Origin of the sequence: Aeromonas sp. 159, from assembly GCF_963862045.1 — a bacterium.
GTDB classification, from domain to species: Bacteria; Pseudomonadota; Gammaproteobacteria; order Enterobacterales; family Aeromonadaceae; genus Aeromonas; species Aeromonas veronii.
The window spans coordinates 1-19,800 of record NZ_CAWLMI010000001.1 but is presented as its reverse complement, the minus strand read 5'-3'; the positions used below and the strand labels follow the sequence as shown (position 1 = coordinate 19,800).

General features: G+C 59.9%; 20 protein-coding genes and 1 tRNA gene. 10 read left to right on the top strand and 11 right to left on the bottom strand.

Features of this window, described 5'->3' with window-relative positions:
* Positions 1-269: 269 nt before the first annotated feature.
* Complete coding sequence (locus AACR14_RS00105) at positions 270-1,241, top strand: TAXI family TRAP transporter solute-binding subunit (protein ID WP_019444685.1); 972 nt, start codon at positions 270-272, stop codon at positions 1,239-1,241.
* Between the two features lie 103 nt (positions 1,242-1,344).
* On the top strand, positions 1,345-3,900 hold the full coding sequence (locus tag AACR14_RS00100; RefSeq protein ID WP_019444684.1) for a TRAP transporter permease: 2,556 nt from the start codon (positions 1,345-1,347) through the stop codon (positions 3,898-3,900).
* Between the two features lie 531 nt (positions 3,901-4,431).
* Here AACR14_RS00100 and AACR14_RS00095 read toward each other — a convergent pair.
* Positions 4,432-5,685 (bottom strand): phospholipase D-like domain-containing protein, encoded by a 1,254-nt coding sequence (locus AACR14_RS00095; RefSeq protein ID WP_019444683.1) that lies wholly within the window; start codon positions 5,683-5,685, stop codon positions 4,432-4,434.
* A 72-nt stretch (positions 5,686-5,757) separates the two neighbouring features.
* On the opposite strand from AACR14_RS00095, the gene AACR14_RS00090 reads away from it, so the two are divergent.
* Positions 5,758-5,934 (top strand): hypothetical protein, encoded by a 177-nt coding sequence (locus tag AACR14_RS00090; RefSeq protein WP_005339947.1) that lies wholly within the window; start codon positions 5,758-5,760, stop codon positions 5,932-5,934.
* On the opposite strand, the gene AACR14_RS00085 is transcribed toward AACR14_RS00090, so the two are convergent.
* The 3 genes from AACR14_RS00085 to tatA all read right to left on the bottom strand — a co-directional run bounded on the left by AACR14_RS00085 (position 5,912) and on the right by tatA (position 8,043).
* Complete coding sequence (locus tag AACR14_RS00085) at positions 5,912-7,333, bottom strand: lytic transglycosylase F (RefSeq protein WP_019444682.1); 1,422 nt, start codon at positions 7,331-7,333, stop codon at positions 5,912-5,914. The two genes, AACR14_RS00090 and AACR14_RS00085, sit on opposite strands and share 23 nt — an antisense overlap.
* 229 nt (positions 7,334-7,562) lie before the next feature.
* The gene (locus tag AACR14_RS00080; protein WP_019444681.1) at positions 7,563-7,865 is read right to left on the bottom strand and encodes a YfcZ/YiiS family protein; all 303 of its coding nucleotides are present in this window, start codon (positions 7,863-7,865) and stop codon (positions 7,563-7,565) included.
* Positions 7,866-7,881: 16 nt separating this feature from the next.
* Positions 7,882-8,043 (bottom strand): twin-arginine translocase TatA/TatE family subunit, encoded by a 162-nt coding sequence (tatA, locus tag AACR14_RS00075; RefSeq protein ID WP_005339944.1) that lies wholly within the window; start codon positions 8,041-8,043, stop codon positions 7,882-7,884.
* Between the two features lie 276 nt (positions 8,044-8,319).
* On the opposite strand from tatA, the gene AACR14_RS00070 reads away from it, so the two are divergent.
* Complete coding sequence (locus tag AACR14_RS00070) at positions 8,320-9,288, top strand: LysR family transcriptional regulator (RefSeq protein WP_019444680.1); 969 nt, start codon at positions 8,320-8,322, stop codon at positions 9,286-9,288.
* 75 nt (positions 9,289-9,363) lie between these two features.
* Here AACR14_RS00070 and AACR14_RS00065 read toward each other — a convergent pair whose 3' ends face one another.
* Complete coding sequence (locus AACR14_RS00065) at positions 9,364-9,963, bottom strand: YhgN family NAAT transporter (protein WP_013724175.1); 600 nt, start codon at positions 9,961-9,963, stop codon at positions 9,364-9,366.
* Positions 9,964-10,062: 99 nt separating this feature from the next.
* Positions 10,063-10,308: a YecH family metal-binding protein gene (locus AACR14_RS00060; protein ID WP_005357633.1), complete on the bottom strand. Its 246-nt coding sequence runs from the start codon at positions 10,306-10,308 to the stop codon at positions 10,063-10,065.
* 209 nt (positions 10,309-10,517) lie between these two features.
* Between AACR14_RS00060 and AACR14_RS00055 the strand changes: the two genes are divergently transcribed.
* Complete coding sequence (locus tag AACR14_RS00055; protein ID WP_019444679.1) at positions 10,518-11,801, top strand: dicarboxylate/amino acid:cation symporter; 1,284 nt, start codon at positions 10,518-10,520, stop codon at positions 11,799-11,801.
* An 11-nt stretch (positions 11,802-11,812) separates the two neighbouring features.
* Here the strand turns inward: AACR14_RS00055 and AACR14_RS00050 are convergent, their stop codons facing one another.
* Together AACR14_RS00050 and AACR14_RS00045 are read right to left on the bottom strand one after the other, a co-directional pair.
* Positions 11,813-12,127, bottom strand: coding sequence for a putative signal transducing protein (locus tag AACR14_RS00050; protein WP_005339933.1), 315 nt, complete (start codon positions 12,125-12,127; stop codon positions 11,813-11,815).
* A 9-nt stretch (positions 12,128-12,136) separates the two neighbouring features.
* Positions 12,137-13,039 (bottom strand): LysR family transcriptional regulator, encoded by a 903-nt coding sequence (locus AACR14_RS00045; protein WP_019444678.1) that lies wholly within the window; start codon positions 13,037-13,039, stop codon positions 12,137-12,139.
* A 96-nt stretch (positions 13,040-13,135) separates the two neighbouring features.
* Here AACR14_RS00045 and AACR14_RS00040 point away from each other — a divergent pair, with 96 nt between their 5' ends.
* Together AACR14_RS00040 and AACR14_RS00035 are read left to right on the top strand one after the other, a co-directional pair.
* On the top strand, positions 13,136-14,188 hold the full coding sequence (locus tag AACR14_RS00040) for an HlyD family secretion protein (protein ID WP_005357630.1): 1,053 nt from the start codon (positions 13,136-13,138) through the stop codon (positions 14,186-14,188).
* Positions 14,188-15,741, top strand: coding sequence for a DHA2 family efflux MFS transporter permease subunit (locus tag AACR14_RS00035; RefSeq protein WP_026034841.1), 1,554 nt, complete (start codon positions 14,188-14,190; stop codon positions 15,739-15,741). Before AACR14_RS00040 ends, AACR14_RS00035 begins: the two co-directional genes overlap by 1 nt.
* A 78-nt stretch (positions 15,742-15,819) precedes the next feature.
* On the opposite strand, the gene AACR14_RS00030 is transcribed toward AACR14_RS00035, so the two are convergent.
* Positions 15,820-16,446 (bottom strand): lysoplasmalogenase, encoded by a 627-nt coding sequence (locus tag AACR14_RS00030; protein WP_005348507.1) that lies wholly within the window; start codon positions 16,444-16,446, stop codon positions 15,820-15,822.
* Positions 16,447-16,621: 175 nt separating this feature from the next.
* Between AACR14_RS00030 and AACR14_RS00025 the strand changes: the two genes are divergently transcribed.
* Entirely contained in the window at positions 16,622-16,777 is a 156-nt protein-coding gene (locus AACR14_RS00025) for a hypothetical protein (protein ID WP_005348505.1), read from the top strand.
* Between the two features lie 79 nt (positions 16,778-16,856).
* On the opposite strand, the gene AACR14_RS00020 is transcribed toward AACR14_RS00025, so the two are convergent.
* Complete coding sequence (locus AACR14_RS00020) at positions 16,857-17,975, bottom strand: fatty acid desaturase (protein WP_019444676.1); 1,119 nt, start codon at positions 17,973-17,975, stop codon at positions 16,857-16,859.
* Positions 17,976-18,122: 147 nt separating this feature from the next.
* On the opposite strand from AACR14_RS00020, the gene fabR reads away from it, so the two are divergent.
* Positions 18,123-18,743 carry an HTH-type transcriptional repressor FabR gene (gene fabR, locus AACR14_RS00015; RefSeq protein WP_005339921.1) on the top strand — a complete coding sequence of 207 codons (621 nt, stop codon included), beginning with the start codon at positions 18,123-18,125 and terminating at the stop codon, positions 18,741-18,743.
* A 19-nt stretch (positions 18,744-18,762) separates the two neighbouring features.
* On the top strand, positions 18,763-19,128 hold the full coding sequence (locus AACR14_RS00010; protein ID WP_019444675.1) for a YijD family membrane protein: 366 nt from the start codon (positions 18,763-18,765) through the stop codon (positions 19,126-19,128).
* A 479-nt stretch (positions 19,129-19,607) separates the two neighbouring features.
* On the opposite strand, the gene AACR14_RS00005 is transcribed toward AACR14_RS00010, so the two are convergent.
* Positions 19,608-19,684 (bottom strand) — tRNA-Asp (locus tag AACR14_RS00005).
* Positions 19,685-19,800: the final 116 nt, after the last annotated feature.

Below are 19,800 nucleotides of genomic sequence, written 5' to 3'. Positions count from 1 at the left end.
TATTTTGCCATTTCGTTTGATTTATGTTGGGTGAATGTGCTTAATCGGAGTGCTTGCAACTTTTTATTTGGCCCCTCAGGGGCCAATTTATCTTCGACCGACAGGAGGTCGGTAGCCTCACCACAGGATGAGGGTGACTGCCGGAAAGGGGGATGATCAACTCCCCTGCTTTCGCGCAACGAGAAGAGCGGGCAAGCCCGGCGCAGAACGGGATTGCCATCAATTTATCCGGGGATCGGATAAACAAAATCAAAGAAAAGGGAGAAAAAATGAAAGGATTAACTTTGGCATGCGCCCTGTCGGCGGCTCTGGTCGGGGTCTCATTCGGTGGTCCGCTACAAGCGCAGGAGCGCTTCGTGACCATAGGCACCGGCGGTCAGACCGGCGTCTACTATGTCGCTGGCCAGTCCATCTGCCGCTTCCTCAATCGCGGCGCCGCCGATCACCAGATCAAGTGCAACGCCCCGGCCAGTGGCGGTGGTGTTGCCAACGTCAACGGCATCCGCAGCGGTGAATTCAACTTCGGCATCATGCAATCCGACCACCAGTTCAAGGCGATGAAGGGGCTGCCGCCGTTCCAGGCCGAAGGGGCTATGGACGACATGCGCGCCGTCTTCTCCCTGCAAAGCGAGGTGTTCACCATCCTGGCTCGCCGCGATGCCAAGATCGCCAGCTTCGACGACCTGAAAGGCAAGCGCGTCAACATCGGCAACCCGGGCTCCGGCCAGCGTGACACCATGGAAGAGATCATGGCGGTCAAAGGCTGGAAGAAAGGTGACTTCGGTCTGGTCTCCGAGCTGAAACCGGCCGAACAGGCCTCCGCCCTCGGTGACAACAACATCGATGCCATGAGCTACTTCGTCGGTCACCCGAACGGCGCCATTCAGGAAGCCTCCACCACCACAGATGCAGTACTGGTACCTGTGACCGGCGCCGACATCGACAAACTGCTGGCCGAGAAGAGCTACTACAGCAAGGCCGAGATCCCGGGCGGCATCTACAAGGGCAGCGACAAGCCGACCCCCTCCATCGGTGGCAAAGCGGTGCTCTCCACCAGCGCCAAAACCGATCCGGAAGTGGTCTATCAACTGGTCAAGTCGGTGTTCGACAACCTGGATCGCTTCAAGCGCCTGCACCCTGCCTTTGCCGACCTGAAAGAGGCCGACATGATCAAGGTGGGTCTCTCTGCACCGCTGCATGAAGGGGCTGCCCGCTACTACAAAGAGCGCGGCTGGCTCTGATTGAAGGCCCCGGGGCCTTTGTCACTCTCTTCGACACCCGTCTGCCGCCTGATTGCGGGGGCGGGTGTCGCTCTTGTTGTACTCGTTGGCACAAGTTAACCCTATGCAAGATAAACAACTATCTACCGAGGAACTGATCGCCCAGGATGTGGGCGCTCGCCTGCCGCTGGGCATCATGGGCTGGCTCATCACAGCGCTGGCGCTGGCCTGGTCGCTGTTCCAGCTCTGGATCGCCTCGCCACTCCCCTTCATGGTGGGTTTTGGCGTACTCAATGACACCGAAACCCGCTCCATTCACCTCACCTTTGCCCTGTTGCTCGCTTTTCTGGTGTTCCCGGCATTTCGCTCCTCGCCGCGGGATCGGGTTCCCCTCGGTGATATCGCCCTCGGCCTAATCGCTGCTGGCGCCGCCTCTTACCTGTTCGTGATGTATGAAGCACTGGCGCTGCGTCCCGGCACCCTCACCACCGCCGATCTGGTGACCGCCTGCATCGGCATTCCGCTGCTGCTGGAAGCGGCGCGCCGCGCCCTGGGGCCGGCACTGGCGGTCATCGCCATCGTCTTTCTGATCTACAGCCTGGCGGGCCCCTGGATGCCGGGACTGCTGGCACACCGCGGGGTAGGCTTTACCGCGCTGGCCAACCACCAGTGGATCACCACCGAAGGGGTGTTCGGCATTGCCCTTGGTGTCTCCACCAGCTTCGTGTTCCTGTTCGTGCTGTTTGGCGCCCTGCTGGAGCGGGCCGGTGCCGGTCACTACTTTATCCAGCTCGCCTTCAGCCTGCTCGGTCACCTGCGCGGCGGCCCGGCCAAGGCAGCAGTGGTCGCCTCTGGCCTGACCGGCCTGATTTCCGGCTCGTCGATTGCCAACGTGGTGACCACCGGCACCTTCACCATCCCGATGATGAAGAAGGTGGGCTTCAGTTCAGAGAAAGCGGGGGCGGTTGAAGTGGCCTCCTCGGTCAACGGCCAGATCATGCCGCCGGTGATGGGGGCTGCGGCTTTCCTGATGGTCGAATACGTGGGCATCCCCTATGTGGAGATCATCAAGCACGCCTTCCTGCCTGCCGCCATCTCCTACATAGCGCTGCTCTACATCGTCCATCTGGAGGCGTTGAAACTGGGCATGCAGCCCATCGGCAACCATCAACCCAAACCCTGGCTGCGTCGCCTGACCGGTTTTGCCTTTGGCGCGGCCCTCATCAGCGGCCTGTCACTGGCGGTCTACTATGGCCTCGGCTGGCTCAAACCTGCACTGGGTGACTACGCTCTGCCGGGGATCTCGGTACTGCTGGCTGCCACCTATGTGGCCCTGTTGAAGATCGCCGCCAGCAATGAACCACTGCCTGCCGAAGATCCCGACAAGCCGCTCACCGAGTTGCCCAACACCCGCGCCGTGCTGCTCTCCGGCCTGCACTTCCTGCTGCCGGTGGTAGTACTGGTATGGTGCCTGATGGTGGAACGCCTCTCGCCGGGGCTGTCGGCCTTCTGGGGTACCGTGATGCTGGTGATCATCCTGCTGACCCAGCGCCCGCTGCTCAACTGGCTGCGCAAGGACGGCAAGCACGACTACGGCACCGTCGCTGACGGCGTGGTGGATCTGCGGGAAGGGCTGGTCGCAGGCGCCCGCAACATGATCGGTATCGGCATTGCCACCGCCACCGCGGGGATTATCGTGGGTGCTGTCTCCCAGACCGGGGTCGGTCTGGTGCTGGCGGATCTGGTGGAGTTCCTCTCCATGGGCAACCTGCTACTGATGCTGCTGCTCACCGCCCTGCTGAGCCTGATCCTCGGCATGGGGCTGCCGACCACAGCCAACTACATCGTGGTCTCCAGCCTGCTGGCACCGGTGGTAGTGACGCTGGGGCAGCAAAACGGGCTGATCGTGCCGCTTATCGCGGTGCACCTGTTCGTCTTCTACTTCGGCATCATGGCGGATGTGACGCCGCCGGTGGGGCTGGCCTCCTTCGCGGCAGCGGCTGTCTCCAAGGGCGATCCCATCAAGACCGGGATCACGGCGTTTTACTACAGCTTGCGTACCGCAGCGCTGCCGTTCCTGTTTATCTTCAACACCGATCTGCTGCTGATCGACGTGGACTTCGCCCACGGGGTGCTGATCTTCATCGTGGCGACCATCGCCATGCTGATCTTCGCAGCCGCCACCCAGGGCTGGTTCCTGGTGAAGAGCCGCTGGTACGAGAGCGTGCTGCTGTTGCTGGTCGCCTTTACCCTGTTCCGCCCGGGTTTCTGGATGGACATGGTGCACGACCCCTATCGCGAGACCCCGCCTGCCCAGCTGGCCCAAACCATGGGTGAAGTGGAGGCGGAGAGCACCCTGCGGCTGCGGATCCTCGGTGAAGATGCCGTGGGCAAGCCACGCAAGTTCACCCTGCTGGTCGCCGTACCGGATGGGGCAAATGGCGAGGAGCGGCTGGCCAATCTGGGGCTGAGCCTCTATGAGCAGGATGGCAAGACGCTGATCGACAACGTCGCCTTTGGCAGCCCGGCCGCCACCATGGGACTGGAGTTCGATCAGGAGATCCTCACCGTCAAGGCGCCGACCGAGCGCTGGACCAAGGAGTGGATGTGGATCCCGGGCTTCCTGCTGTTCGGGGTGATCGTCTGGCTGCAGCGTCGCCGCAGCGTCAAGGCCGGTTAATCCACCGGGCAGATGAGACCGAGGGCCGCTATTGCGGCCCTCTTTTTATTGCCTTGTTATTGCCTTGCCCTCTGCGGCTCTTGCGATGAGCGACAGTCATGGAAAGGGTAAACGGTGGCGAGCGGCCAAAAAAGTGGGGTGACATGTCCATGTCACCCCCTCGCAAATAGCATGTTCCATATTGGAGTCCGGCCACGCCGGGTCTCTGTTTCACTTTTCGATAGTTCGCGACCCATCTGACGTGAGCGCCAATTGCAGCGATGCAACTGGCCAGCTACCCGTTACAACCTTCGTCCACACGGCAGACAAGCCGCCGTGTTTGTCCTTGCAACTGAAATATTACGCATAAAAACAAAATAAAAAACGTTTTTATGCTAATTCCATTCACATCAGAGTACAAAAAACAGCCTTATCATCACCGCTAAATTGTTATAAAACAGCAAGATAGATTCATGCATGGTTATTCGCCCGCAAAGGGCATCAGCAATGGCTTACAAGGCTTTGCGAGATCTCGCACAAAAAATGGCCGCCTCACAGCCAACGGCGCAGTGGCAACCAGTCGCTCAGGCGGGCTATCAGTCGCCTTGACCACCCCTCGGGTTTGCGCGGCAATCCACCCGCCTGCTCCTGCCAGCGAGCCAGCCACGTTCGCAGCGCCTCGCAGATCGGTGGGCAATGCAAATGCAGCATCAGTTCGGTATTGAGAAACAGCGAGCGGGGATCGAGGTTGAGGCTGCCAAAAAGCGCTCGATCCTCCCCCAGCAGGATCAGCTTGGCGTGCAGGCTGCCGTGGCCATGGTCAAACTCGGCGACCCGGATCCCGCGCCGCAGCAACCAGCCGAGATAGCGTTGGTAGGCGCCATAGACCAGCGGCACATCGGTGCTGGCCAGCGAGTTGGTGAGAATGTCGATGGCGACCCCCTGCTGGCGCAGCCGCGCCAGACGGTGCCGAAACCCGCGAGTAAGGATGAGGTAAGGGGTCACCAACCCCAGCGAGCCGGGATGGTCAGCCAGCTGGCGCCAGAGCTGACGGGCAGTCGTGGGGCGGGAGATCAGCCCCTTGCCGGGACGGTCGAACCACACCTCGGCCCGCCCCTCATGCCACTGCAGCGGCAAATCGCGCTCGTCAAACAGCGCTGCGGGTAGATCGTAGACCGTCGCTACCGCCGGATCCGTCATGGTGAACAGGAAGTCGTTGACCACAGCTATTTCAGCGGGCAGCAGCTCGCGGCGCAGCAGATGGCGGATGGGGTGACTCCAGCGGCTGTGCCAGAACTGCTCGAACCCCTGCGCCATCTGCTGGCACAGCCCCCCCTGACAGGCGAGATCGAGATCCACGAAGGGAGCCTGCGGATCCAGACCGAAGTAGCGATCGCCGATGTTGCGCCCGCCGATCAGCGCCAGCTTGCCATCCACCAGCAGCAGCTTGTTGTGCATCCGGTGGTTGATGCGGCGAAAGCTGAGCAGCCCCTCCAGCAGCAGTGCCAGCGGGCGCCAGCCCCGCAGCCAGAAAGGGTTGAACAGCCGCACCTCGATCCCGGGGTAGTGAGCCACCATCTCCAGAAAGCGGTTGTCACCGGCATAGAGATCATCCACCAGCAGTTGTACCTTGACGCCGCGCCGAGCGGCGTGAAGCAGCTCGCTCAGCAGCAGCTTGCCGCTGCTGTCCTCCTCCCAACTGTAGTACTGCGCCTGGATCCGCTCGCGGGCATAGCGGATCCAGTGGCAGCGCACCTTGAGCGCCAGCAGGGGATCATCGATCAGGGCAAAGGATCCGGGGATCATGGTGTCATCCTGCTGTCATGGCCGGGTGTCATAACGCTGGCGAGCCTCTCACATACTCAAAAGGAGTTGCTGATGGAACTGCATGATACCCCGATGTTGCGCTATCTGGGCCAGCTCAGCCAGCCAGATCTCATCCCGGCCACCGGCCCCGCCCACTGGTTTTTGCAACACAGGGACGGTGGCTGGCAATTGCCGACCGTACAGGCGACCCTGCCGGTCAACCGGCTCAGGGCTGAGCCGCTTCGATAGCGGCAGCCTTGCCCTCGATCTGGGGCAGGCTGAAACGATAGGCCACGTAGTACTTGTAGATGGTGCCGACATAGTTGATCGGCCCCTGTCCGACTTCGTTGGCCACCAGCTGATCCACGTTGCCGAACCAGACGTTGGGATCGAGCCCCAGTTTCTCCGCCTTGCCTCGCAGCGCCTGCACCCGGTTCGGCCCGGCGTTGTAGGCGGCGAGGGCAAACAGGTGGCGGTTGAGCCGATCCAGCTTGGGATCATTGAAGTAGGTATCGAGGATCAACCGCATGTAGCGGCAGGCGGCCTCCACATTTCCCTCCAGCGTGGTGAGTCTGGCGCCGTTGATGCCGACTTCCCGCCCCGTACTGGGCAGCAGCTGCATGAGGCCCACGGCCCCCTTGGGCGAGCGCGCCTTGGGATTGAGGCCGGACTCCTTGTAGCCAAGCGCCGCCAGCATCAGCCAGTCGAGATCGTATTTATTGGCGTACTTCTCCAGCACTTTGCGAATGGTCGCGAGGCGCCCCATGGGATCCGGCGCCAGGATATTGCTCATCTGATCGCTGCGAACCAGCAACCGGCGCAGGGTCATGTCACTGTAAAGGCTGTTGCGGCTGACACTCGCCAGATAGCCATTGACCGCCTTGAGCAGCTCGGGGCTGTTCTTGCGCAGCGCCCAGGCGCTGGTGCCATTGCTGCGCAGGGGGATCAACTTGTGAGCCTTGAGGCCGGAGATCATGCCACCCAGCCAGATCCGCCCCTTGTAGCTGTCGGTCACCGTCAGGGGAATAATGCCAGCGGCCACCATCTCCAGCAGATCGCCATCCTGCAGGTATTCGGGCACCGTCTCGATATAGACGGGGGGCAACCCCAGCTCGCGAAACAGCCAGTTGAGCTGGCGCAAACTCTCGTAGTAGCTGGAGCTGGCGCGCACCCAGACCCGTCTGCCGGAGAGCTGGGTAATGCGGCTGAAGGCAGGCAGGCTCTGCTGGCTCACCACCCACTCCTCGATGGATGAAATGAGCGGCCGGGAGAAGGCCACCTGTTCACGCCGGGTCGGGGTCACCGTCATGGTCGCCGCCACCAGATCGCCACGCCCCTCGGTCAGATAGTCCAGCAGCTTGTCCTGCCGCACCGGGATGTAGACCACCTTGAGTTTGACCTTCTCTTTGGCGAGATAGGTCTTGTTCAGCCAGCGTTCGAACCCTTGCAGCTGATTGACCAGAATGCCGTACTGGGCGCCGAGATCGAGAAAGTAGAAGCCGCGCTCATAGACCACCAGTGCCCTGAGTTCGCGCTTTTGCAGAATGCTTTCGAGGTCCCCGGGTTGGGGCAGACGCTGTGGCTTGAGTTCAGCCGCGAGCAGGGGAAAACAGCAGAGGGCCAGCAGAGCCCAGATCCAGCGTCGCATCACGATGGCTGCCCCTGTGCTGACGTCACACCTGCTGCCTGTTGGCAGCACGGATCACGATAGAGGGTGGGATTGGGGGCAGAGATCCATCGCTGCGTCATGATGTTTGCGCCTTCTGTTGGCCGACTCGCGTCGGGCAAAAACGTCTGTGGGATAGAATAACTATAGAACGCCGACCCACAGCAGAAGGGTCAACACGGCAGGCAAACCTGCCGCGTTATCAGACAACTCAGATAGAGCGGGCCCGCATTTCGAAAATCAGTTTTTCGGCGGTGCAGGTGAATTGCAGGCGGGCTTTCAGGATCACGCCGTTGGCGCCCTGGGTCAGTGCGCTGCTCACTTGAGCTTCGGCAGTGACCTGTTTGGCCAGTGCTTCATAGGCAGCCAACTTGGCGCGGGCATCCGCCTCGGCAGCGGCTTCAATCACCAGATCCATCACATCGTCGCCTTCGCCGATGATGGTGCCGATCTCGGCAAAACAGCCACAGCTGTCACAGGTTTCGTTCAGTTCAACTTTCTCGTCTACAGACATTTTCTACTCCTACTGCTTATTTCGGATGATTTGCGTCGTCACGCATCGCCTTGCGAAAATCTTTGATGGCGGTACCCAGATCCTCACCTGCACTGGCAAGACGCTTGCTGCCGAAGACCAGCACAACGACCAGCAAGAGGATCAGCATATGCCAGATATGAATTCCACCGAGTCCCATAGGGATACTCCCTCACAAAGAGATATCTGTTACTTGTATCAAAATAGAGCGCAGGGATTGTTGGGCAAAATCAAGGCAGGTGCAAGTGAGCAAATAAATCATAGCCAAAAAATAGGGCGACCCTGAGGTCGCCATATTGATTGTGCTACATGTCCCCTCAACCGCTACATCCTGTACCAGTGGTTCATGCGAACCTGAGACCATTCGAGGATAAGATCGCCAAGATATGAAAACAAATGGTATAAATTCATCTTAGAATTGAAGAGGATTCATATCATGCTGCTGGAACAACTGGGTCGCATCGACCTCAATTTGCTGATTATCCTGCAGGTACTGCTGGAAGAGCGCAACGGCAGCAAGGCGGCACGCCGCCTTCATCTGAGCCAGTCCGCGGTCAGTAAAGCCCTCGGCCGTCTGCGCGATACCTTCAATGATCCCCTCTTCATCCGCTCTGCCTACGGGCTGGAACCCACCGGCCGCGCCCTTGCGCTGCAACAACAGTTGCAACCCATCCTGCTGTCGCTGGACAACCTGATCCAGCCGCCCGAGTTCGACCCCGCCAACTCGGAGCGAGAGTTCGTCATCGCCAGCATGGACAGCGCCTTCACCCTGTTTGCCCCGCTCTACCTGAGCGAGCTGAAGCGGCAGGCACCACGGATCCGCTTGCGCTACGAGGAGTGGACCGAGAACAGCCTGACCGAGATGAGTCAGGGACAGGTGGACATCGCCTTCGCGGTGCGAGAGAACTGCATCAGCTCCGATTATCGGCTCGATACCCTGCCCGACAGCATCTGTCAGCGAGTGCTGGCGGTCGATGATCTCACCTGTCTGGTGCAGCAGCACCACCCCGCGCTGCGGGAGCCCAACTGGAATCTGGAGCACTACCTCAGCTATCCCCATGTGCAGACTTACTGCGAGGGGCGGGACCGCTGGATGCTGGATCACAAGCTGGCAGAGCAGGATCTCTACCGACGTATCGAGGCAACCGTGCCCTCCTTCGAGGCGGCGCTGCGGATGGGGATGCACTCCGACATGATAGTGACGCTATCCCGGCTCTACGCCCGCCACGCCACCCAGGTCTATCCGCTGTTACAGCTGCCGCTGCCCATCGGGTTGGACAGCATCTCCCATCTGCTCATCTGGCATCAGCGTCACAGCGAGGACCCGGGCCACCGCTGGCTGCGGGAATTGCTGCTCTCCCTCATCATGAGCAAACTGGAACCTGCTGCGACCACTCACGGGTGACCGCCCCCCTTCTCGGCGGCACAAAAAACGGGGCTCTGCGTAGCCCCGTTTCATTCACTTCAAGATGTAAACCGCTCAGCCCTGACCGGTCACCGCCAGATAGTGATGTACCCCGTCCAGCAACATCTGGACCGAGATCATCACCAGCAGCATGCCCATCAGCCGTTCCACCGCAGTGAGTCCCCGCTCACCCAGCAGCTTGTTGAATACCTCGTAGAACATCAGGATCACCGCACTGGCAGCCCAGGCCAGAAAGAGTGCCAGCGACCAGTCCACCATCCGGGTCGGCTCCTGATTGGCCAGCAGCATCAAGGAGGCGAGGATCGACGGGCCGGCGATCATCGGGATCGCCATCGGCACCAGGAAGGGCTCCTCGCCCGCCGCCAGCCCGGTCACTCCCCCCTCACTCGGGAAGATCATCTTGATGGCGATCAGGAACAGGATAATGCCTCCAGCAATGCTGACCGCCTCCTGCCGCAGGTTGAGGAAACCGAGGATCTGCTGACCGACGAACAGGAACAGCATCATGATGGCCAGCGAGAAGAGCAGCTCGCGCACCATCACCTTGCGGCGTCGCTTGGGATCGATATGACGCAGGATAGAGAGGAAGACCGGCAGGTTGCCCAGCGGATCCATGATCAGAAACAGCATGACTGCGGCAGAGAAAGTATCCATACAACGCCCGGGCTATGCCCTGAATAGGGAAAAGAGAGGGGGCGAAATATAGCAAAGGGCGAAGAATTGAGCGAGCGCCATGATGCGCTCGCAGCGGGATTAACCGTGGTTGCAGATCTTGTCGGCGCGGGTCTGAAAACCCTCGGCCGAGTCGATGAATTTGCCACGGGCGGCCAGAAAGTCGATCAGCGCTTCCGCATCCATCTCGCTGGCGCTGCAGGTATGAAAACGGGCCTCGGCACCGAACCGCTCGGCCATCGCCTGTTTCAGGCTGGCACGGGTAAATTGCCCCCCTTGCGCCAACATCATTTCCATCACCTCATGACCATGAACCGATTGCGACATCTCTCACCTCAATAATGAACATATTTAATGCCAATTAAATATCTCCCCGCCCGGAGGGATCTTGATATAGGCCAATAAATTGCGCATTTCCTGGTCAGGGGAGTGGTCACCGCCACCGCTTTGTCGATAATGTGGCAACCCGCGTCAGGGATCGCTACACTGGCGCCCCTTTTTGGCCATCGCAGACAATGTATAAGGATATTGGCGTCATGCTGTTCCATGGAGAGGCTCTCAAGCCCTGGCAGATCTGGACCCGCCGACCACTCTGGCTCAAGACCCTGATCGGCATGCTGACAGGGGTGGGTCTGGGCGTCGGCTTTGAAGAGCAAGCCCTGCTGCTCAAGCCCCTTGGCGTCCTGTTCGTCAACACCATCCAGATGCTGATGGTGCCCCTTATCTTCTGCTCGGTCATCGCCGGTCTCACCTCGCTGCTCAAGGGCAAGGCCCTCGATCGCATCGGCAGCAAGGCGATCTGTCTCTACTTCTGCTCGACCGCCATCGCCATCTGCATCGGCCTGATGATGGGCTGGCTGCTGGAACCCGGCATGGGTGCCGACATGGGCCCCTATGAGCGGGTCGGCATGTCGGAACCACCCCCCCTGGCCAGCGTGCTGAGCCATCTGGTGCCGAGTAACCCGGTACAGGCGATGGTGGATGGCAAGATTCTGCAAGTAATTGTCTTTGCGGTGGCGCTGGCGGTCGCCCTCAATGCCAGCGGTCGCCGTGGCCGCCCCGCCATCCTCTTCTTCACCTCGCTGGCCGAGGGGATGTTCAAGCTGACCCAGATGGTGATGGCGCTCGCCCCTTATGGTGTCTGCGCCCTGATGGCCTGGATGACCGGCAAGTACGGTCTCGATCTGCTGCTGCCGCTGCTCAAGGTGATCGGCGCCGTCTACCTCGGCTGCCTGCTGCACGTGCTCGGGGTCTACAGCACCCTGCTGCTCCTGCTGGCACGGCTCAATCCGCTGCACTACTTCAAGAGCATCGTTGATGCCCAGGCGGTGGCCTTCACCAGCAGCTCCAGCAACTCCACCCTGCCCATCAGTCTGGCCTGCGCCGAGAAGCGGCTGGGAGTCTCCCCCGCCATCACAGCCAAGGTGCTGCCCATCGGCGCCACCATCAACATGGATGGCACAGCCCTCTATCAGGGAGTGACTGCGCTGTTCGTGGCTCAAGCATTCGGTGTGGATCTGCACATGGTCGATTATCTGACCATCATCAGCATCGCCACCCTGGCCAGTATCGGTACGGCAGGTACCCCGGGTACCGGGTTGATGCTGCTGACCCTGACCCTGACGGCGGTGGGCTTGCCGCTGGAAGGGGTGGCACTGATTGCAGGCATTGACCGGATCCTCGACATGGCGCGCACCACGGTCAACGTATCGGGGGATATTCTGGTGTCGGTGCTGATCGCCCGCAGCGAAAACGAGCTGGATCTGGCGACCTATCACGATGCCAGCGCAGGGGAAGATATCGAGTTCCCGCCGCGCTAGCGGAAGAGAGATCAGCTGTCGTGGGGATCGTGGTGACAGCGCCAGCAGACGTCGAAGTTGGCGCCGTTCTCCTCCCCGCACTGGCCGCACAGCCAGCCGTTACCCTGGCGCTGCTGGTAACGCTCGATGACCCTTCCTGCCTTGCTGCGATCCTCGGCCCGCACCATCAGAGTCACCTGCAACATGTCGACCGGCAGTTCGCCAAGGGCGCCAGACAGCCCCTCGCCATTGAGGCGCACCAGCACCCCTTCCGCCTCCAGCGCCCCTTTCAACGCGTGTGCCTCCAGGGTGTGTGAGGCGCGATAGAGATTGATCCAGTTATCCATAGACCCCCCTTACAACAGCTTGTCGATGCCAAACTCGGCGCCGTTCTCAATCATGAAATCGATGAATGCCCGCAACTTGCGCGGCATCAGTTGCCGCTCCGGAAACAACAAATAAATCGGCACCCTGGGTTGCTGCCACTCTGGCAGCAGGATCACCAGCTCGCCGCTGGCCAGCTCATCCTGACAGAGCATAGCGGGTAACGAAGCCAACCCCAGCCCCGCCTTCGCTGCCTCCCGGGCACAGGTAATATTATTGACCCGAAAACGGGATGGGGGGTCAACCAGCACCTCTCTTCCATCCAGCTCGAAGCACCAGTGAGAGGCGAGAAATCCGCTACTTACCGTCACCCGCTCGTGGTTGGCCAGATCCTCCGGCCGCTCGATGACCGGACTACGGGCCAGATAGTCCGGGCTGGCACAGAGCAGCCTCCCGGTGCTCCAGAGCCGGCGCGCCGCCAGATTGGAGTCGCTCATGTCGCCAATCCGCACCACCGCATCCAGCCCTTCGCTGATGGGGTCCACCACCCGGTTGGTCAGTTCCAGCTCCACCTGCAGGGCGGGATAGGCCTGCAAAAACTTGGCGACCAAGCGCCCGACCACCAGTTGCCCCGTCTCGATGGGTACCGCCAGTTTGAGGGTGCCGGTCACCTCCTGCTGGCTGGCGCTCAGCATCAGCTCGGCTTCGGTCAGGGCATCGACCGCCTTGCTGCAGTGCAGGTAGTACTTCTCCCCTTCCTCGGTCAAAGTGAGCTGACGAGTGGAGCGATAGAGCAGACGCACTCCGAGCCGCTGTTCCAGTTCGGCGATGCGGCGGCTGACCATCGCCTTGGTCATCCCCAGCTCGCGGGCGGCCCCCGTAAACGAACCCTTGTCGACGATACGCACCAGAATTAACGCGGCATTGAGATCCATTGTTGCACCAGTGAAACTGTATATCTCGTGAACCAATACTAATCGAAACAGTTGACCAGTGTTAGCCTGCGCCCCTTAAGTTCAGGAATCACAAAAATGAGTCAACACAAAAAAATTCCCCTGCTGGCAGCCATGATATTGGCGCTGCTCGGTCTGCTGTTCGCCGGTTACTGGTATCTTCACGGCCGCTATTTTGAAAGCACCGACAACGCCTATCTGCAAAGTGAAGTGACCGGGATCAGCTCCAAGCTGCCCGGCTATATCCGCGAAGTGCTGGTCACCGACAACCAGCCGGTCAAAGCGGGCCAACTGATAGCCCGTCTCGATGATCGCGAATACAAAACCAGGGTCGCGGAGGCCGAAGCCGACCTGCGCCTCAATCAGGCGACGGCCGAAAATTTGGCGGCCACCCGCACCCAACAACTGAGCCTGATTCAGCAGGCCGAGGCCAAGGTCGCCTCCGCCAAGGCCGAACAGCTGCGCGCCAGCCAGCAGGTCAACCGGATCAGTCAGCTCAACCAGCGCCACTACAGCTCGCAAGACAGTCTGGACGAGGTGCGTGCCGGCCTGCAGGTCAATCAGGCGCAAGCCCGGGAGGCCCAAGCCGCCCTGCAAGCGGCCCGTGAGCGACTGCTGGTACTGGATGCCGAGCGCAAACAGAACTTGGCCAAGCTGGCGTTGAGCGAAGCACAACTGGAGCAGGCCAAGCTGGAGCTCGGCTACACCGAGCTGCGGGCACCGGCCGATGGCATCATCGGCAAGCGCAGCCTGCGGGAAGGGCTCTACGTCCAGTCCGGCATGCAGGTCGCCAGTTTGGTGCCGCTGCAACAGGTGTGGGTCGAGGCCAACTTCAAGGAGACCCAGCTCGCCCATATGCAGCCGGGCCAGAAGGTCGAAGTGGTACTCGATGCCTACCCGGATCAACCGGTCGAAGGGATTATCGACAGCCTGGCCCCGGCGACCGGTGCCAAGTTCGCCCTGCTGCCACCGGAGAATGCCACCGGCAACTTCACCAAAATCGTGCAACGGGTACCGGTGAAGATCCGCATCCCCGAGCCGGGCCCGCTGGCAGGCAAGCTGCTGCCGGGTCTCTCGACCGAAGTGATCGTGGATACCCGCACTCCTGATCCCGTGGTGGCTGCCAACTGATGGAGCCCATTCCACGTCGCAACTGGATCGCGGTCATGGGGGGCCTTATCGGCGCCTTTATGGCCATCCTCGATATCCAGATCACCAATGCCTCCCTGAAGGATATTCAGGGGGCCCTGTCGGCCACCCTGAGCGAAAGCTCCTGGATCTCCACCTCCTATCTGGTGGCGGAGATGATCGCCATCCCCCTGAGCGGCTGGTTGAGCCGGGGGCTGAGCGTGCGCCGTTACCTGCTCTGGACCACTGGCGCCTTTATCGCCGCCTCCGTGCTCTGCTCGTTCAGCTGGAACCTCACCAGCATGATCGTCTTCCGGGCGCTGCAGGGCTTCACCGGCGGGGCGCTGATCCCGATGGCCTTTTCCCTCATCGTCACCCTGTTGCCGTTACAGAAGCGGGCCACCGGCATGGCGCTGTTTGGCCTCTGCGCCACCTTCGCCCCCGCCATCGGCCCAACCCTCGGTGGCTGGCTCACCGAGCAGATGTCGTGGCACTACATCTTCTATCTCAACGTGCCGCCAGGATTGCTGGTGATGGCCATGCTGGCCCACGGGCTGGATAAAAAACCGGTGGACTGGGCCGTGATCAAGCGGGTCGACCTTATCGGGATTGTCACCATGGCGCTTGGCCTCGGCCTGCTGGAGGTGGTACTGGAAGAGGGCAACCGGGAAGACTGGTTCGGCTCAAGCTTCATCGTGCGACTGGCAGTCATTTCGGCGGTGGCGCTGGTGTTCTTCGTCATCAGCCAGCTGATCCGCCGTCACCCGCTGGTCAATCTGCGGTTGCTGCACAACCCGCGCTTCGCGCTGGCCTGCTTCGCCTATCTGATCCTCGGCATGGCGTTGATGGGATCTATCTATGTGCTGCCGCTCTATATGACCCAGATCCACAACTACAACGCGCTGGAAATCGGCGAAGTCCTGATGTGGATGGGACTACCGCAACTGCTGGTGCTGCCGCTGGTGCCCAAACTGACCCACAAGATAGACCCGCGCTATCTGGTGAGTTTCGGCTTCCTGATCTTCGCCGTCAGCTGCTTTATGAACGTCAACATGAGTGCCGACTACGCCGGGCCGCAGCTGATCCAGTCGCTTATCGTGCGGGCGCTGGGGCAGCCCTTCATCATGGTGCCGCTCTCCCTGGTCGCCACCGCCAGCCTGAGCCACGACGAGATCCCCTCCTCCTCGACCCTGCTCAACGTGCTGCGCAACCTCGGTGGTGCGTTCGGTATCGCCATCATCGCGACCATGCTCGACAACGATACCCGCACCCATGTGCTGCAAATTGGCAGCACTCTGGCCGCCAGCAGTATCGAGGGGCAAAACTATCTGCTGCAGCTGGCCCAGAGCATGATGGCGCAGGGTTCAGGCCCCGAGATTGCTCAGCAGCAAGCCCACGCCATGCTGGCCAATACCATCAACCGGGAGGCGGCCATCATGGCCTACAACCAGGTGTTCTACATCATGGGGATCTTCCTGCTGATCGCCAGCGGCCTGATGCTGTTGCTCAAATCCCCTGCCCCACGGGCTGCGGATGCCGAACCGCTAGAGGCGTGAAAAACCGCCGAGCATAAAACGAAAAACGGGCCAAGGCCCGTTTTTCGTTATCTGTTACCTGCACTCAACCAGAAGGCGTTATCCCGCCAGCGACCCTGCAATCAGGAATTGCGCCGCGAAGTAGCTACTCATCACCCAGGCGCGGGCGTGGGGAAAGGGGCGGCGGAAGCGATCGAGCGCCAGCATGCTGTCGGAGAAGAGGAACATCAGCGCCCCCACCAGAGCGGCGGCCGAACCGGCTGTGAGAGAGGCGTGCCAGGCCCCGGCAGCCACCCAGGCCATGCCGATGATCACCAGCATGTAGCAGAAGACCGGGATCCGCATCTCCCCCAGCTTGCCCCACAGCAGGCCAAAGACCATGCCGGCGATCAGCAACAGCAGCAAACCATCCACCAGATTGAGCAGCAATGGTCCTTGGGCAAAACCAACGATATAGCAGAGATGCGCGACAAGAAATGCCGCCAACCCCTGAATGAAGCGATCGCTTGGCAGCATCAGCAGCACATCGCCCGCCAGCGAGAGGCAGAGGCCGAGCAGGATCCAGGCGTGGGAACCATCGTGGTCATAACTCTGGTAGCCGAACGCCAACGCGATGATAAGCAGCATGGTCAGCGGCTTGCTGATATAGAACTGGCGGCTGTCTGAACCGTAGGCCGCACGGATGTGCCACCAACCTGAAGCGATGATCAAGAAACTCAATAACATGCCCTGCTCCTCACCTGTTGCTCGCAGTCATACGGCAACCGTTTTTATCATGGTGCAGGGTAACAAATTCCCTCCCCCAGTGGCAGGGGTGCTTATCAAATGGACAGACTAAGCCTAAAGTCTAATTGCCGCCCCGAGTGGTTCAGGGCATAAGTGACGGGTCTGGAGGATCACCATGGAAGAAGCTATGAAAAACTATCTGCCCGCCATCGATATCATGATGTGCCATCTGGGGATCAGCTTTGAGCAGGCCTGTGAACAACTGGGTCTTAGCCAGCAGGAGCAGCAGGCACTGGATCAGTTGCAGCAACAGCAGAGCCAAGCCAACTAGTCCGTTCAAACACGCATACCAAAGAGAAGACCGCCAGCAGGCGGTCTTCTCTTTTAGTCTCTGTGATAACCGGACGGCATCATGCAATACCTGCCAGCAGACGACTCCAGTTGCGTTTACCTGCGATAAGGCCATCCCGCAGTGCGCGGTACTCCAGTTGCAGCTTGAGGCGGTCATAGCGCGCCAGCGCCTTGCGCTTGCGCAGCTCCAGCAGCCGCTTGCGACTGGCATAATAGTGTTGCAACTGCTGGCTCAGCTTGTCGTACTCCTCCTGCAGCAGCGCCTGCCACAGTTCTAGATCTTCCTGCTTGCGCAACTTGGCTTGTGCCCGTTTCAGCTGCATCTGCAGCCGGGCCTGCTCGATACGCTCCTCCGGCGAAGATCTGAGATCTCCCGCCAGACCACACCAGGAGGCGAGCCGGATCAACCACTTGGTCGGATCGAACTGCCACCAGTGAATGCCGTTGCGGTAGTCATTCTCGAACAGGTGGTGAAAGTTGTGGTACCCCTCGCCAAAGGTGAAAAAAGCCAGGATGCCGTTATCGCGAGCGGTATTGCGATCGGTATAGGGCTGACTGCCCCAGATGTGGGCCAGCGAGTTGATGAAGAAGGTAGTGTGGTGAGTCATCACCATCCTCAGCACGCCCGCCAACAGCAACATGCCGAGCAAGTCCCCGTGCCACAGGCCAAGCAGCAGCGGCAGCCCCAGATTGGCCGCCAGTGCCAGCGTCAGATAGTGACGGTGCTGAAACGCGACCACCGGGTTGTTTTGCAGGTCACGCACATTGCTGTAATCACCATAGCGATCTCCTTGATGCTCCCGCAACATCCAGCCGATGTGGGAATACCAGAAGCCGCGCCCCGCGCTGTAGGGGTCTTTATCGTTGTCATCCACATGACGATGGTGACGGCGGTGATCGGCCGACCAGTGCAGGGCCGAATTCTGCAGCGCCAACGCACCGCCGATGGCAAACAACCACTGCAAAGCGAGGTGCGCCTTGTAGGCCTTGTGCGACCAGAGCCGGTGATAGCCTGCGGTGATGGAGAGACCACTAAGGCAGAACAACAACAGGAAACTGGCCCACTGCCAGAGATCGTAACCGTGGCTCACGCCGTACCAGGGCACGACAATCAACGCCACTATCCCGGAGAGGGAGAACAGCAGGGTATTGGTGAAAATAATGGGGGGTCTGGCCATCTCATTGCATCCTTTCAGCGAACAGCTGTTAGCCATTTTCTATGGTGATTTCCTCACGGTCAATGGTAAAAAAGTAGGATACAAACCTGATCCTGAGGCGCCTTCGGGTTATCATTTGTCCTCAATAAGCTGAAGGTGACTGATTTCGTGGGTATTCGCGCTCAACAAAAAGAAAAAACCCGGCGTACATTGATCGATGCTGCATTCAGCCAACTGTGCGCCAATCGGAGTTTCTCCAATCTCAGCCTGCGGGAAGTCGCTCGCGAAGCGGGCATCGCGCCCACCTCTTTCTATCGCCACTTTCGCGATATGGAGGAACTGGGCCTGACCCTGGTTGACGAAGGAGGCCTTACCCTGCGCCAACTGATGCGCCAGGCACGCCAGCGCATTGCCGGTGGTGGCAGTGTCATCAGCACCTCGGTGCAAACCTTTATGGAGTTCGTCGAGAACAACCCCAACATCTTCCGGCTGCTGCTGCGGGAACGCTCCGGCACCTCGGCCGCCTTTCGTCAGGCGGTGGCTCGCGAAATCCAGCACTTTATCGCAGAGCTGACCGATTATCTGGAAGCCACCACAGAAGCACCACGGGAAGATGCCTACATCCAGGCAGAAGCCATGGTCACCATCGTCTTCAGTGCCGGTGCCGATGCACTCGACATGACCAGCGAAGAGTGCCGTGCACTCTCCGACCGAACAATTCGCCAACTGCGGATGATCGCCATGGGCGCCGAGGTACAAAACCAGAAGCGCCGTGAACCTCACCCATGACCACAGGATGGAGAACGATATGACTGAACAGCTTATGATCCCGAAAAAACCGCTCGCCATGGCCATGCTGATTGGTATCTGTGGCGATGCCTCTCTGGCCGTGCTGACCAACTCGGTCGTGCCTTTCTCCTTCTTCCCGCTGATTGCCCTCTGGCTGGCGGCCTATCAGCTGTTCCAGCACTATCGCCATGAACCCATGGTGGGCAACACCCCCATCTGCACCCTGCTTTGCTTCTTTATCGGTGTCTTCGGCCACTCCGCGCTGCTCAAGGTGCAATACCCGGAGCTTGGCAGCAACTTCTTTTCCCTGATCATGATGCTGCTGTTACTGGCAGCCCTCTCCATCAAGCTCGGCCTGAGCATTGGCAACAAAGAGAAGCGCTGATAAATCGACCGAGTGATGGTAATCAGTTGATAGATAAAGCAAAGAGGCCTTCCCGACGGGAAGGCCTCTTTGCTTGAACGGTACCTGATTAATCCGGCAATCTCGGTATTCCCAACCTAGCCAAGCTGCTGGGCTTCAAGATCGACGTGCAGATGGAAGCGGAGGTAGTCAATATGGGGCTGCCCTGTAGTCAGCAGGCGGCAGAAGGCTGATTTGACCATCTGTAGAGTCGTTCAAATGGCAGTGAATGAAACTGATAGGGCTCGGATATAGCCAGAAAATGGTGGGAATAATCGGCTATCTGGCACTCTTACTTGGCAGAGAAAAGCCAGATATTGGTGGTTTAAGGCGCTAAAAATACAAAAGCCCGGTTATGAAACCGGGCTTTGTGTTGGTTCTTGCGTACAAATCTGTGGGCCACGGGGCGAAAACCGCCCATAGCAAAAAGGCCTTCCCAATCGGGAAGGCCTTCAAATTAGTGGCGGAGCGGACGGGACTCGAACCCGCGACCCCCGGCGTGACAGGCCGGTATTCTAACCGACTGAACTACCGCTCCGCATTCGGTTAGCTTGCGCTAAATCATTTGCCGCTTCTTTGAGGTGTCATCCTCGCAGCCAGTGACGTGATTCTTCACATCACCGTTTAATTGGGTGCCTGGCAGTGTCCTACTCT